The 15,613-nt window shown below is 31.8% G+C and carries 13 protein-coding genes; 3 read left to right on the forward strand and 10 right to left on the reverse strand.

Translation table 11 applies throughout. From position 1 onward, the window contains the following. Positions 1–20: 20 nt before the first annotated feature. Positions 21–872 carry a DMT family transporter gene (locus tag AC5SL9_RS04525; protein ID WP_006998002.1) on the forward strand — a complete coding sequence of 284 codons (852 nt, stop codon included), beginning with the start codon at positions 21–23 and terminating at the stop codon, positions 870–872. Positions 873–876: 4 nt separating this feature from the next. Here AC5SL9_RS04525 and AC5SL9_RS04530 read toward each other — a convergent pair whose 3' ends face one another. From AC5SL9_RS04530 to AC5SL9_RS04545, 4 genes are read right to left on the reverse strand one after another with little or no spacing between them, the layout of a single operon-like run. Further along, positions 877–1,464 carry a sarcosine oxidase subunit gamma family protein gene (locus AC5SL9_RS04530; protein ID WP_006998001.1) on the reverse strand — a complete coding sequence of 196 codons (588 nt, stop codon included), beginning with the start codon at positions 1,462–1,464 and terminating at the stop codon, positions 877–879. Beyond that, positions 1,461–4,457 carry a sarcosine oxidase subunit alpha family protein gene (locus tag AC5SL9_RS04535; protein WP_006998000.1) on the reverse strand — a complete coding sequence of 999 codons (2,997 nt, stop codon included), beginning with the start codon at positions 4,455–4,457 and terminating at the stop codon, positions 1,461–1,463. Before AC5SL9_RS04535 ends, AC5SL9_RS04530 begins: the two co-directional genes overlap by 4 nt. A gap of 1 nt (position 4,458) precedes the next feature. After that, positions 4,459–4,725: a sarcosine oxidase subunit delta gene (locus AC5SL9_RS04540; protein WP_006997999.1), complete on the reverse strand. Its 267-nt coding sequence runs from the start codon at positions 4,723–4,725 to the stop codon at positions 4,459–4,461. Further along, complete coding sequence (locus tag AC5SL9_RS04545; protein ID WP_011282278.1) at positions 4,726–5,982, reverse strand: sarcosine oxidase subunit beta family protein; 1,257 nt, start codon at positions 5,980–5,982, stop codon at positions 4,726–4,728. Positions 5,983–6,108: 126 nt separating this feature from the next. Between AC5SL9_RS04545 and AC5SL9_RS04550 the strand changes: the two genes are divergently transcribed. Next, entirely contained in the window at positions 6,109–7,794 is a 1,686-nt protein-coding gene (locus tag AC5SL9_RS04550) for a formate--tetrahydrofolate ligase (RefSeq protein WP_027307074.1), read from the forward strand. Between the two features lie 2 nt (positions 7,795–7,796). Here the strand turns inward: AC5SL9_RS04550 and AC5SL9_RS04555 are convergent, their stop codons facing one another. From AC5SL9_RS04555 to AC5SL9_RS04570, 4 genes are read right to left on the reverse strand one after another with little or no spacing between them, the layout of a single operon-like run. Then, entirely contained in the window at positions 7,797–8,588 is a 792-nt protein-coding gene (locus tag AC5SL9_RS04555; protein WP_006997996.1) for a type 1 glutamine amidotransferase, read from the reverse strand. Next, positions 8,585–9,718, reverse strand: coding sequence for an iron-containing alcohol dehydrogenase (locus AC5SL9_RS04560; protein WP_006997995.1), 1,134 nt, complete (start codon positions 9,716–9,718; stop codon positions 8,585–8,587). Before AC5SL9_RS04560 ends, AC5SL9_RS04555 begins: the two co-directional genes overlap by 4 nt. Before the next feature lie 44 nt (positions 9,719–9,762). After that, the gene (locus tag AC5SL9_RS04565; RefSeq protein WP_006997994.1) at positions 9,763–9,957 is read right to left on the reverse strand and encodes a hypothetical protein; all 195 of its coding nucleotides are present in this window, start codon (positions 9,955–9,957) and stop codon (positions 9,763–9,765) included. Further along, entirely contained in the window at positions 9,951–10,979 is a 1,029-nt protein-coding gene (locus tag AC5SL9_RS04570) for a glycerol-3-phosphate dehydrogenase (protein ID WP_006997993.1), read from the reverse strand. The genes AC5SL9_RS04565 and AC5SL9_RS04570 overlap by 7 nt, the downstream gene beginning before the upstream one ends. A gap of 79 nt (positions 10,980–11,058) precedes the next feature. Here AC5SL9_RS04570 and AC5SL9_RS04575 point away from each other — a divergent pair, with 79 nt between their 5' ends. Continuing rightward, complete coding sequence (locus tag AC5SL9_RS04575) at positions 11,059–12,390, forward strand: trimethylamine monooxygenase (protein WP_018414301.1); 1,332 nt, start codon at positions 11,059–11,061, stop codon at positions 12,388–12,390. Positions 12,391–12,422: 32 nt separating this feature from the next. Here the strand turns inward: AC5SL9_RS04575 and tmoV are convergent, their stop codons facing one another. Together tmoV and tmoW are read right to left on the reverse strand one after the other, a co-directional pair. Then, positions 12,423–14,576, reverse strand: coding sequence for a trimethylamine N-oxide ABC transporter permease protein TmoV (tmoV, locus tag AC5SL9_RS04580; protein ID WP_006997991.1), 2,154 nt, complete (start codon positions 14,574–14,576; stop codon positions 12,423–12,425). Positions 14,577–14,585: 9 nt separating this feature from the next. Beyond that, entirely contained in the window at positions 14,586–15,611 is a 1,026-nt protein-coding gene (tmoW, locus tag AC5SL9_RS04585; protein WP_006997990.1) for a trimethylamine N-oxide ABC transporter ATP-binding protein TmoW, read from the reverse strand. Positions 15,612–15,613: the final 2 nt, after the last annotated feature.

A 15,613-nucleotide genomic window follows, 5' to 3' on the forward strand; every position in this document is an offset into this window, starting at 1 on the left:
ATATGACCTATAACTTCGGTATGGTTAAAATTTTTCCATTTATTTTTATCATTTTGTGGTCCTCAGCTTTTGTGACAACAAAACCAATAATAGACAATAGTGATCCTTTTGCTGCATTAGCCTTTAGATTTTTTGTGGTAGCTTTTGGTTTCTATATTTATTCAATTTATACAAAACAAAAAATTTTAACAAATTTAAGAAACCTTCTACAATCACTTTTTAGTGGAGTACTTTTTCATGGTGTGTATTTGGGAGGTGTTTTTTATTCAGTTTCAATCGGAATGCCTACCGGTATCGCTGCATTAATTGTAACCTTACAGCCAATTTTAACCAATGCTTTAGCAGGAAAATTTTTAGGTGAAAAAGTTACTTTTAAACAATGGATTGGAGTGATCCTTGGATTTATTGGTGCAGCTTTAGTTTTAGGTTTTGATATTGGATCAAGCCTTCCTATTTTTGGAGTGATAGCTTCTTTTGTGGCTCTTCTGGCGATCACAACTTCTACTTTATGGCAAAAAAAAATAAGTAATAATTTACCTTTATCTGTCAGTAATATGTATCAAGCAATAGGTGGCTGTTCTTTTCATATAATAATTATTTTAATTTTTAGTGAACCTTATATTAATTTTACATCCACATTCTTAATAGCAATGAGTCATCAGATATTCCTTGTATCTTTTGGAGCTTTCACAATCTTAATGTTTTTAATTAAGAACAACTCAGCAAGTAAAACTGTTTCTATATTTTTTTTAATACCCCCTACTACTGCAATAATGGCCTGGATATTTTTGAATGAAAAATTGAATAATCTAGATTTAGTTGGTTTTGCTGTGGCAACTTTTGGTGTTTATATTGCAACAAGAAAGCAATAAATTTTTAAATTCCTTTATAACCAAATTCTAAGCAAGCATCAGTAATTGAATGATAAAAAGATTCTCCAAAACTTCTTAATGTAAATATTCTAACTTTATCTGGATTGTCATCTAGCATATCAATTGTAACTGACATTCCGTTATAAATTGAATTTAAACAAGTATCTTTTTTCAATTCATTAAAATTAAAAGGACATCCTTTTTTTAATATCTCTTTTGTATTTTTTCCCTCTATTTGAATTATCGCTCTGCTATGAGATATATTTGTTATGGCGAAATCTGTTTCTGGTAATTTTTCATTAATTTCTTTTAAAATTTCTTTCTTTGAAGAAACTAAAAGCCAGTTATTTGGTCCATTCCATAAAATTCTTGTATTGGTGTTACAGCTTATATTTTGAGTTTCATTTTTTAAGTTCAAATCATCTAACTTAATATTTTCAATAGTTATTGCTGAACTATTATACTTAACAATTTGAATGATTAGATAGTCGCTTAATTCGCTTATTTTTAACAGCTCTTTATCATTTTTTCCTTCATGATCACCAAATAAACCTTTGATATGAATATTCTTTAAAGCAGAAATTGAAGTCATGATCTTACTCTTTCACCTTTTGGATCAACATAATGCGATGAAACAATCTCAACTGGTATTGTTTTATTTTTTAAAGGAGACATTGCAAATAGTTTTTTCCCTATCATATTTTTTCCATCCTTAAGAATTGCTAGTGAAAATGGATTATCGTATTCAACACTCCAACAAGATGCTGAAATATATCCTAATTTAGGATTTGGTGTTGGAGCCATTGCATCTTTAACTAAATGAGACCCTTCCGGGATACTTGTTTTCTTATCAATTGGAACAACCCCTACTACTTTTTGTCTATCTTCAGCTATAAATGCTTCTCTTTCTAATGAGCGTTTCCCTATAAAATCTTTCTTTTTACTAACCAGTCCTTCTAAAGAGTTATCATAAGGAATGGTTCTGCCATCAAGTTCTGATCCTGCAATGTGACCCATTTCAATTCTTAGAGTTGATAATGCTTCAGTGCCATAAGGTTGAATTTTAAATTCTTGTCCTACTTCCATTATCTTCTCCCACATAAAGTTTCCATTATCAGATTCGACATTAACTTCATAAGCAAGCTCTCCTGAAAATGAAATTCTAAAAATTCGTGCGTGAACTCCAAATAAATCTGCTTCTAAATATCCCATAAAAGGTAATCCTTCATTTGAAGCATCAATATTTGGAAATAATTTTTGTAATAAGTCTCTAGATTTTGGCCCAGCAATTGCAGCTCCTGCCCATTGCTCTGTAGTTGAAACCACATTTACATTTAGTTCTGGCCATACAAGTTGTAGATAATATTCAAGATGAGATAAAACATTCGCTGCTTGTGCTGTTGTTGTTGTCATATGATAATGGTTTTCAGAAATTCTTGTTGTTGTTCCATCATCCATAACAATTCCATCTTCTCTTAACATTACACCATACCTTGCTTTACCAACTGGCAGTTTTAACCAAGCATTAGTGTAAACTCTATTTAGTAGCTCTGCTGCATCAGGTCCTTTAATGTCAATTTTACCTAAAGTAGTTACGTCACAAACACCTACATTTGTTCTAACGTTTTTAGCTTCTCTTTTTGAACCTTCAAATAAAGTTTCTTCTCCAATTTTATAATATCTTGGTCTCAACCAAACACCTGCATCTACAAACACAGCATTATTTTTTTCATGCCAAGTGTGCATTGGTGATTTTCTTGTTGGTTTTGAATGTTTTCCAACTTCTCTTCCAACAATTGCACCAATAGTAACTGGTGTATACGGAGGTCTAAAAGTTGTATGACCTACTTCTGGCACTATTTTATTTTCAATGTTTGAAACTAATTGCAAACCGTTGAGATTACTTGTTTTTCCTTGGTCTGTGGCCATTCCTAGTGTCGTGTATCTTTTTACATGTTCTATGGATCGATACCCTTCTTTTAGTGCAATTTCTACATCTGAAACAGCTACATCGTTTTGAAAATCTAAAAATCTTTTATATGTTTTTCCTTTAGGCAAAGGCACACACCAAAATTTATCATGTGTGGTAGATTTTTTTTCCATAACTGTTGGTGATGATGTTTTGTTATCATTATTAGTAATTTTTTTTGAAAGTTCATATCCAGTTTCAAATGAACTTTTTAAAGTTTCTTCTAATGTAAAAGTTCCATTAGCAGCACCTAAAGTTGTTTCATTTTGTTTTGATAATCCAGGTACAAATGCATCTATATCCTTATTAAAAGTAGTTTTATTTCCTGATTGAGAAGCTAAATGTATTGTTGGTGTCCAAAAACCTGAAACGCAAATGCAATCACAATTGATATTTTCTAAAGTTCCTAGTTCATTTTTATCATCTGAAATTTTTGCAACTTCAGCTGATTTAACTTTTTTATACCCTTTAGCAGCAACTACTACGTAAGAAAATTTAATTTCAATATCTAGTTTTTTTGCTTCATCTATAATTTCTGACTTTGGTTCTTTTCTTGTATCTAAAATAATTGGATCAACACCATTTTTTTTAAACTCTATAGCCGTTTCATATCCGCTATCATTATTGGTAAATATTAAAGGTTTTTTACCAACTAACACTCCATAAACTTTTAAATATTCTTTTGCTGCAGAAGACAGCATCACACCTGGTGTATCATTATTTCCAAATACTAAAGGTCTTTCAATTGATCCTGATGAAATTAAAACTTCTTTTGCTCTAATATACCAAAGTCTTTGTTTTGGATTATATTTTTTAGTTTTAGGTAAGTGATCACTTAATTTTTCTGACATCACTAACATATTGTGATCATAGTAACCAAATACCTGAGATCTATTTTTAACAATAACATTAGGCATTTCTTTAAGTTCAGAAATAATATTTTCTGCCCATTCTTTTCCTGTTTGATTTCCAATATTAACCTCGCTAGTTAATAAAGTTCCACCAAATCTAGGCTTGTCTTCTGCTAAAATTACTCTTGCTCCATTTTTAGCAGCAGCATATGCGCTTGCTAAACCAGAGGGTCCTGAACCTGCAATTAACAAATCACAATACTCATATTTATGTTCGTATCTTTCCTTGTCATGTTCAATTGATGCAACCCCAAGTCCTGCTGCTTTTCTTATAAATGGCTCATAAACTTTGTACCAAAAACTTTTTGGCCACATAAACGTTTTGTAATAAAATCCTGCTGGAAGAAATATTTTTAACAAATTGTTGATAGCACCAATATCAAAATTAACACTCGGCCAACAATTAACGCTTGTTGCTTCCAAGCCTTCAAAGAGCTCTTGTTCTGTAGCTTTTACATTTGGTTCAGTTTCATTATTTCTATATAGTTGAACAATTGCGTATGGTTCATCCACTCCTGCACCAAAAAACCCTCTAGGTCTATGATATTTAAAGCTTCTACCTATTAAATGAACTCCATTAGCAAGCAACGCTGAAGCTAAGGTATCTCCCTCGTAACCAAAGTAAGTTACTCCATTAAACTTAAATGAGATTTTTTTATCTCTATTTATTAATCCAACATTATCTAATCTATAATTTTGTGTCATATTAAATATCTTCGCTAGCTTTAACGGTTTTAAATATTTCGTGAGTTGCAGTGTCTCTTTCTACTTTAATCCACTGTCTGCATCCTGATATATGTTGCCATAGCTCTTTGTGTTTTCCTCTTAAACTTTTTCTATTATAGACAAAATTATCCCAATCTTGATCTGAAACTTCTTTATTTAGCTCTGGTCTTTTAACGGTTGCATCACCACCGTATGAAAATTCATTTTGAGATCTCATCCCACAGTGAGGACATTTAATATGTAGCATTTATGAAATCCACGTTTTAGTTCCAAGTCCTTTTTCATCTAATAAGTGACCTGTGTGAAATCTATTTAAACTATATCCAGCATTTAATTTGTGAACTCTATCTTGTGCAATTGTATGTGCAAATGTCCATCCTGATGCTGGTGTTGCTTTAAATCCACCATAACACCATCCACAATTTAAATATAATCCTTCAATATGAGTTTTATCTATTATAGGTGAACCATCCATAGACATATCCATTATCCCACCCCAAGTTCTAAGCATTTTTAGTTTGCTAAGAAAAGGCATCATCGCAATTCCTTCAGTTAAAACATGTTGAAGGGTTGGAAGGTTTCCTCTTTGCGCATAGCTATTATAGCCATCCAAATCTCCTCCCATTACCATCTCACCTTTATCCGACTGACTAATATAAAAGTGTCCTGCACCAAAAGTTACAACTTTATCTAAAACAGGTTTAACCGGTTCTGAAACACAAGCTTGTAGAAGATGTGTTTCAATTGGTACTGTCATATTTAATTTCTCTGCTAAAATATTTGTACTACCTGCAACACACAGTCCAATTTTTTTAACTTTGATATCTCCTCGTGAAGTTCTAACTCCTTGAATTTTTCCACCTACAACATCAAAACCTGTTACTTCACAATTTTGAATTATATCTACACCCATTGAATCTGCTTGACGTGCATAACCCCATGCAACAGCATCATGCCTTGCCGTTCCAGCGCTTGGTTGCATCAGTCCACCAAATATAGGAAACCTTACATTGTCTGAAAAGTCAGCCATTGGAATAATTTCTTTTACCTCTTCTCTATTTAATAAAACTGCATCGATACCATTTAATCGCATTGAGTTTCCTCTCCTTGCGAAAACATTCATCTGGGCATCTGAGTGAGCAAGGTTAATAATTCCTCTTGGAGAAAACATTACATTGTAGTTTAAATCCTGACTCATTTTTCTCCACAAATCCATTCCAAACTCACTGAACAATGCATTATCGTCATGCATGTAGTTTGATCTAATGATTGTGGTATTTCTTCCAACATTTCCGCCCCCGATCCAACCTTTTTCAATGATAGCAACGTTTGTAATATTGTGCTCTTTAGCTAAATAATAAGCAGTTGCTAGGCCGTGACCACCTCCACCAATAATAACCACATCATATTCTTTTTTAGGAGTTGGATCTTTCCAAGCCAAATCCCAATTTTGATGACCAGAGAAGGCATTTTTGATCAAATTAAATATAGAATATTTTTGCATAAAATAATTTTATACAAAGGAATATAAATAGTTCTTATTTTTTTTATATATATTTTTTAGAAGTTTCCAAAAATTTAAAATAAGATATCAATTGGGCATTAAAAATTAATTTTATAGGAGTTTAAAATGAGCGAAGTTAAGTCAGACATTCAAATAGCTAGAGAAGCTAAAATGCAACCTATAAATGATATTTTAGCCAAGATAAATGTGCCCGATGAAAGCTCAGCTTTTAGTCCAATGGGAAGACACATTGCAAAGATTAATTTAGAATATTTAGACACTTTAAAAGATAAACCAAATGGAAAACTTGTATTAGTGACGGCAATCACTCCTACACCAGCTGGTGAAGGAAAAACCACAACTTCAGTTGGTTTAAATGATGGATTAAACAAAATTGGAAAAAAATCCATTGTTTGTTTAAGAGAACCAAGCCTTGGTCCCTCTTTTGGAATGAAAGGTGGAGCAGCAGGTGGTGGTTATGCTCAAGTAGTTCCAATGGAACAAATTAATTTACATTTTACTGGAGATTTTCATGCAATAACATCAGCTCATAATTTGTTGTCAGCCTTAATTGATAATCATATCTATTGGGGAAATAAACTTGATATAGATGTTAGAAGAATTGTCTGGAAAAGAGTAATCGATATGAACGATCGTTCTTTAAGATCTATAAATATAAACTTAGGTGGAGTTGCAAATGGTTTTCCAAGAGAAGATGGTTTTGATATTACTGTTGCATCTGAAATCATGGCAATCTTTTGCTTATCAAATGATTTAGAAGATTTAGAAAAGAGAATAGGAAATATTACAATTGCTTATACTAGAGATAAAAAACCTGTTTATGCTAAAGATTTAAAAGCACAAGGTCCAATGACAGTATTATTAAAAGATGCAATTCGACCTAACGTTACTCAAACTTTAGAAAATAATCCTGCAATTATTCATGGTGGCCCTTTTGCTAACATTGCTCATGGCTGTAATTCTGTAATTGCAACAAAGACTGGACTAAAACTTGCTGACTATGTTGTGACAGAAGCAGGATTTGGTGCAGACCTTGGTGCAGAAAAATTCCTTGATATTAAATGTAGAAAATCAGATTTAAAACCTAGTTGTGTTGTAATTGTTGCAACTATTAGAGCATTAAAAATGCATGGTGGTGTAGCAAAAGATGATCTTAAAACAGAAAATGTAGAAGCCTTAAAAAAAGGTCTAGTTAACCTTCAAAGACATGTAGAAAATGTAAAAAAATTTGGTTTACCAGTTGCAGTAGCTGTTAATCATTTTATTAAAGATACAGAGAATGAAGTAAAAGCTTTGATAGAATTTTGTGACACTATTGGAGTTAAAGCAAGTCTTTGTACTCATTGGGCAAATGGTGGCGAAGGTACAAAAGAACTTGCAAGTCATGTTGCTGAATTATGTGAGAAAAATGAGGATAAATTTAAATTCTTATATGAAAGTAAAACTCCTCTTTTTAAAAAAATAGAAACAATTGCAAAAGAAATTTATAGAGCAGATGAGGTTATTGCAGATACCAAAATTAGAGATCAATTAAAAAGCTTTGAAGATGCTGGCTATGGTGACTTTCCAATTTGTATTGCAAAAACCCAATACAGCTTCTCAACAGATCCAAGCTTAAAAGGTGCACCAACAGGACACTCTTTACCAATTAGAGAAATTAAACTCTCTTCAGGAGCGGAGTTTATTGTTGTGATATGTGGAGCTGTTATGACTATGCCTGGACTACCAAGAGTTCCAGCAGCAGACTCGATTAAGCTAAATAAAGATGGTGAAATTGAAGGTCTATTTTAAAATTAGTTTTTTAAATACTTAAGCCAATTTCTAACTTCACATGTTCTATTGTTAAAATCTAATAGTTCGTTTTGAGATTTTATATATGAGATATGGCTTTCATACTCTTCTTCATTTAAAAAATTTTTATTTACAAATAGTCGCTCTTTACGACCTTCAATAAGTTTAAGCATCTGAAAATATTCATAATCAGGATGATATTGTAAGCCAATAATTTCAGAATTTCCTACATTAAAGGTAACACCCATTACATTGTTAACTTTATCACTTGATAAAAGAATAGCATTTTTTGGTAATTCACTTACCTCATCAAAGTTAAATGCTGGTGATGTAAAAATTTGTTTTTTATTTTTGTATATAAAATGTTTTTCACCTTCATTGTTAATAATTACATCTGATGCAATTCCAATGTGAGCACCATTTTTTCCAGGGTTTACTTTACCCCCAGCTGCTGTAGAGCAGACTTGCAACCCCCAACAAATAGCTAAAATCTTCTTTTTTTGAGAAAAACAATTAGATGCAAAATTAATATGTTTCTTAATTACATCCGTCATATCATTTATTCTCATTGCACCACCAGTAAATACAATACCGTTATATTTACTCATATCTTTTAGAGCATTTGTTGTCTCATCATCATGACCAGGATTTATAATTTCTGTATTTGTTGATGGTTCTATTTTTAAAATTAGATTTTTTAAATTGTCTGCTGCAGAGGCACCAGCTGCTTTAATAAAAAACTCACTATCTTCTCTAATATTTCCTTCAACAATTAAAATATTTAAATTACTCATTTAAATAATTCACCAGTCATACTATGTTGGTACATTATCCTCATATCATCTTCTGTTAATTTTTTAGGATTTCCTCCAGTAGATGGATCTGCTAAAGCCATTTTTGATAATCTATCAAGATCAAAATCTTTTTCCTCAATCACTTCTGATAGTTTATGAGGCATATCAAGTTTTTTTCTTAAATCTAAAACCCAGTTAACAAAACCATCAAAAGATCTATCTTTAAGTTCTAAATAATCACAAATTTTAATTATCTTCTCTTCGATAATATCTTTATTAAATGTTAAAACATAAGGCATGAATATTGCATTCGATAAACCATGGTGAATATTATTTAATGCATTAACAGGATGACTTAGAGAGTGAATTGCACCTAAACCCTTTTGAAAAGCTGTTGAACCCATGCTGGCTGCAGTTAACATATTCATTCGTGCTTCAATATTAGATCCATTATTAACAGCTTCTAATAGCCATTTATTAATTAACCTCATTCCTTCTAAAGCAATTCCATCTGCCATTGGATGATAACCTGGCGCACAATAAGCTTCTAAATTATGAGCTAATGCATCCATCCCTGTTGCAGCTGTAATCTTTGATGGCAACCCAACTGTTAAAACTGGATCTAAAATAACTATTGAAGGTAAAAATTTTGGATGAAATATAATATTTTTCACACCCGTTTCTTCATTTAAAATTACAGATGCTCGTCCTGTTTCAGAACCCGTACCTGCAGTTGTAGGTACTGCAATAATTGGTGCAATTTTATCTGAATTTGCTTTGGTCCAATTATCTCCAACATCTTCAAAATCCCAGATAGGTAGAGTTTGACCTGACATAAATGCAATTGCCTTACCAACATCTAAGCCACTGCCTCCTCCAAAAGCTATTACTCCATCACAATTATTTTTATTATAATAATCAGCACCATCAGTTACATTGGTACCAGTTGGATTACCAACAACGTCTGAATATAATTCAGCTGTAATACCATCTTCTTTTAGATTGTTTAAAACATCAATTACAATTTTTGATTTAGCAAGGCCACTATCAGTTACCAACAATGGTTTATTAATATTTAAGGTTTTACAAGCAGTACTTAAATCTTTAATTCTATCTTTTCCAACCCACATGGTTGTGGGATAATTCCAGTTTGAATTCACTTGTTAATCTCTTTCTAATTTTTATTTTTTTTAATTTCTTCTTCACAAAATTTTTTAGCTTCATCAAGATCTGTAATCTTTGATTTAGATAATTTTTGGCTTCCAGCTAAACAGGCATCTACTGCTCTTTTTAGATTATGGTCACTAAAATTTAAAATAACCACCATTCCAAGTATTATAAAAACAAATATTAATATATTTTTTACCATTGAATTTCTAATTTCTTATTATCACATATAGTATTTAACATACTAAACATTAATGGAAAATGTTTAGAATTAAGATCTTGTAAAATTTTAGGACCAATTTCCAATGCAAGTTGCGCACCTTCAACTGTAATATTTTTCATAAATTTTTCTTTAGCTTCTTTATAAAGGTATCCTTCACCTAAATATTTTCCCATCAAGCTATTTCTTCCTCCTATTGCACTAACATATAAATCACCTAAACCAGCTAGGCCATAAACAGTTTCAGGTCTTCCTCCATAGAAAGAAACAAACTCAACCATTTCAGATATTGATCTATGAATTAATGAGGCTGATGTATTTAAATAATATTTAGATTGAATTTCTTTAGGTGCTTTTGAATTACTTAACCCTTCTGAGGCTCCAATTAACATAGAGTAAATATTTTTAATTGCACCTGATAATTCAATGCCAGTTAAGTCATCTGATACTTCTGTTGAATAGTAATCTGTTGATATAATTTTTTTTAATTTTTCAGTTTCTTTGATATCTGGGTTTGCAATAACTGTACCTGTCCTCATTTTATATGCAAGACCTGCTGCCAAACAGGGTCCTTTAATCGCTGAAATATTTACTTGTGTATGACCTTCATCTTTAAGAAGTTTTTTAATTTTATCTGAAAGTGTTATTAATTCATTACCCTCAATAGCCAGGCCTTTGGTTAATAAAATAATGGGAAGATTTTTTTTGTAGCTCTTTGTAATTTGCTTAACAAACCATTCAATTCCTACCGAGCTAACTCCAGCAACCATGATGTCTACTCCCTCTTCAAGTATTGATTGTAATTTTTCAAATTTTTCTACCTTCAATTTTGATGGTAATTCAATATTTAAAGCTGGATGAAGATTGTTATTAGATTTAATATTATTTATTAAATCATCTTCTAAATGCGTACCAACGAGTGTTACCTCATTTTGGTTTTCAAGACATGGTACAGCAAAAGCTGATCCCATTGCTCCAGCACCAATAATAATAATTTTTTTCATAATTTAGTATTTTTTTATATTAATTTTTAGCATTTTGTTGGTAAAGTACAGTTATAAATTTATAGAAAGAGATGATATTATGACAAAAGTAGCTATTATTGGCGCTGGCCCTTGTGGTTTGTCCGCTTTAAGATCCTTTGAACAAGCAGAAAAAAATGGTGAAAAAATACCTGAAATAGTTTGTTTTGATAAGCAAGAAGATTGGGGAGGATTATGGAATTATAGTTGGAGAACTGGATCTGATCAATACGGCGACCCTGTACCTAACAGTATGTACAGATATCTTTGGTCCAATGGTCCTAAAGAATGCTTAGAATTTGCTGACTACTCATTTGATGAGCACTTTGGAAAACCAATTCCATCTTTTCCACCTAGAGAAGTTTTATACGATTATATTTTGGGTAGAGTTAAAAAGGGAAATTTAAAATCTAAAATTAAATTTAATACCACTGTTACTAATGTTTCTTATGATAATGAAAACTTTGAAGTTACTTATCGAGATAAAAAAAATGACAAAATTTCGAAAGATATTTTTGATTACGTAATTGTATCTACTGGTCATTTTTCAGTTCCATTCATTCCTGAGTATCCAGGTATGAAGGCTTTTCCAGGAAGAATAATGCACTCTCATGATTTTAGAGATGCAGAAGAATTTCGAGGTAAAAATGTTGTTGTCTTAGGAAGTAGTTATTCAGCCGAAGATGTAGCTCTTCAATGTCATAAGTATGGAGCAAAAAGTGTTACTATTGGCTATAGACATAATCCAATGGGATTTAAATGGCCGGAAGGAATGAAAGAAGTTTTTCACCTAGATAGACTTGAGGGTAATAAGGCAATATTTAAAGACGGTCATGTACAAGAAACTGATGCTGTAATTTTATGCACAGGATATCTTCATCATTTCCCTTTTATGTCTGAGGATCTTAAATTAAAAACAGGAAACAGATTATATCCACCCATGTTGTACAAGGGTGTGGTTTGGCAAAATAATCACAAATTAATGTATTTAGGTATGCAAGATCAATTTCATACTTTTAATATGTTTGATTGTCAGGCTTGGTTTGCAAGAGATGTTATTATGGGAAAAATTAAAACTCCAAACGACTCTGAAATTGAAAAAGATATTAATAAATGGGTATCTATGGAAGAGAAATTGGAAAATGCTGATCAAATGATAGATTTTCAAACTGAGTACACTAAAGAACTTCACGAGCTATCAGATTATCCAAAAATTGATTTTGAATTAATTAGAAAAACTTTTAAAGAATGGGAGCATCATAAAGTGGAAAATATAATGACTTATAGAAATAAATCATTTGCTTCACCAGTGACAGGCTCTGTTGGACCAATTCACCATACACCATGGGAAGAAGCTATGGACGACTCTTTAAAAACATTTTTAAATAAATAAAAAATTTATTATCTAGTTTAAGAGAATATTAGCTATCCTATACCAAGGTGTTTTTTTCTTTTTCCAACCCACGTTCTGATTAAATGGTCAAATATTAGGCCAATAAAAGCAACACAAAGTCCCAATGTCAATCCTATACCTGCACCCTTTTTATCAGATAGAGCTTTTAGAATGTACTGTCCTAAATCTTCTGTTCCAATAAAAGCCCCGATAATTACCATAAACAAAGCAAATACAATTGTTTGATTTAAACCAAGCATCATATGAGGAAAAGCTAAAGGGAATTCAATTTTTAATAACCTTTGTACTTTAGTTACACCTGACATTGTGGCAGCGTCATGTAAAGCTTCTGGAACACTTCTTAAACCTTCAATAGTATACCTTGTTGCAGGTATAGTTGCATAAACTATTACAGCAATTAATACTGAAGTATCTGTAACTCCAAAAAGCATCATCACAGGAATTAAGTATACAAACGAAGGGAAGGTTTGAAAGATATCACAAACGCCCAGCATAAAATTTGCAGTATGCTTGTTTTGAAATGATAAAATTCCAACTGTAAACCCAATTATAGTGGATATAAAAACTCCAAAAGTTGCCATATACAATGTAACCAAAGCTCGATCCCACCAAGGACTCAATGCAATAAATAAAGTTAATCCGCCCACTACAAGAGCTGAACGAATTCCTCCAATTATATAACCCGCTCCAATGACTAAAACTAAAGTGGCAACTGCTGGCATTCTTAAATATAAAGCTCTCATGGGCTGCAACACATCTACTATCAACCAAGTATTAAAAATCTTTAAAGTATGAAAGAAAGTATCCCAAATCCAATCCACACCTTTATTCCAAAAATCTGCTGTTGATATTCCTTTATTGTGAGGAACTTCAAATAAATAATTAGACCCATCTTTAAAATAAAATGACCCCAGATATGAAAAAATAATTCCTAGAATTACAGCAGCTGCAAAAAATAATATATTTTTATTACGCTGAAAATAAGTCAAGTTACCAAAATAATCTATTTGCTTGTTTGCCCAAGCTAAGGACATCTTATCCAAAAGTATTGCAATCAAGCTAATACATAGGCCAGCCTCTAATGCTAATCCAATATTTAGCTGGTTTAATGCTAATAATAAATTAAACCCTAAACCTTTTGCGCCTATAAAAGCTGAAATAACTGCCATAGAAAAACACACCATTATGACCTGGTTAACTCCAATTAAAATGTCTCTTCTAGCAGTAGGAATTAATACTTTAGTCATAAGTTGCCAATTATTACACCCACTCATTCTACCAGCCTCAATAACTTCAGGAGGTATTCCTCTTAGACCTAACAAAGTTAATAATATCATTGGTGGAACAGCCACAACCATAGTTATGATAACAGCAGCATGGTCACCAATACCGAAAAGAACAATTGCAGGAACTAATACAGCATATTGAGGCATAGTCTGCATAACTAAAAGTATTGGATATAAAAGTTTTTCAACACGTTTGCTTTTGAATGCCATAACACCCAAAGTTAAACCAAAAATAAAAGAAAGTGGTGCGGCTACTAATATAAAAGAAAGAGTTTGCATCGAAGGTTTCCATTGACCAAAAACAGAAATATAAATCATGACTAAACCTGCAAATAAAGCTAAGCCTTTACCGCTTAATTTATATCCAAGTATTACCGCACCTGCTGTAACGATTGTCCAAGGTAATCCTGGCAGTTCTGCCCATGGATTTGCATCTATCCAATCCCAACTACTAAATGAAACAATTGTTTCAACACCTCCTAATAAAATTTCTCTTATTAACTCTATAAGAAACGTCATAAATGAAGTTAAATTTCTTGTAATTTGTAAAAGTAGAGGTTGAGTTCTGAACTCTTGAATGTCTTCATTCCAAAACTCCATTGGCATCCATTCATTCATTAAAAAAAATAAAGAATCGTTTATCCAAATAGGCAACCATCCAAGTAAAGGTGGTAGTCTCCAAAAAACATCAAACGCATAATATCTCACCTCAGCACCAAATAATGTGTAAGTACTTTGATTAGGGTCTTTAATGAATTCGGCTTGGCCTCTTATAAAATTATAAGTTTCAGGAACTTCTATTGCAAAACATAAGCTAAAAAATACAATTAACAAAAATAACCATTGAAAAAATTTTGGATATTTTTTTAATAATTCCATATTTTGCCTTTATTTTTTCTCCCTTGAAAAAACAGTATGAATTATTTTTGAGGGGTGAACGCTTCCAACAATTTTATTATTTTCATCTGTAACAGCTACAGATTTTTCTTGAGTTAAAATTTTTTCAGCCACATTTTCAATTATTTCATTTTTCGAAACTTTGAAATCACTTAAATTTTCAGTTTCTGGTTTTTCCATTAGATCTGCTATTTTTAGAACCTTTCCCCTAGGTACTTCTTCGGTAAATTTTCTTACATATTCAGTTGCTGGATTTAAGACAATGTTGGCGGGTGTATCCAATTGCTCAATAACTCCATCCTTCATAATTGCAATACGGTCAGCAAGTCTTAATGCCTCATCAAAATCATGAGTAATAAACATAATTGTTTTTTGTAACTTTTCTTGAAGTCTTAAAAATTCATCCTGCATTTCTTTTCTAATTAATGGATCTAATGCAGAAAATGGTTCATCTAAAAACCAAATATCGGGCTCAACCGCTAATGATCGAGCAATACCTACTCTTTGTTGTTGTCCACCAGAAAGTTCTCTTGGAAAGTAGTTTTCTCTTCCATCAAGACCTACAAGTTTAACCATTTCCATTGCTTTATTGATGCTATCTTGAGTTTTAATCCCTTTGATTTGAAGTGGAAAAGCAATATTTTCAACAACTGTTTTATGAGGCAGTAAAGCAAAACTTTGAAAAACCATTCCCATCTTATTTCTTCTAAGTTCAATTAATTCTTTATTATTTAGTGTAAGTAAATCTTGACCGTCTATATAAATTTTTCCGCTTGTTGCATCTGTTAATCTAGAAATACATCTTAGTAATGTTGATTTTCCTGAACCAGATAGCCCCATCACAACTAACATTTCACCTTTTACAACTTCAAAAGAGGCATTATTTACACCAACTATACACCCATTATCTTGAAATGTTTTTGCATCCACATTTCCATTTGCTTCATGAAGCATCTTCTTGGCGTTAGAGCCAAAAATTTTGTAAACTGATTCACATTTAATTACAGGATCGCTCATAA

It is taken from the genome of Candidatus Pelagibacter sp. PS_37 (assembly GCF_059417825.1).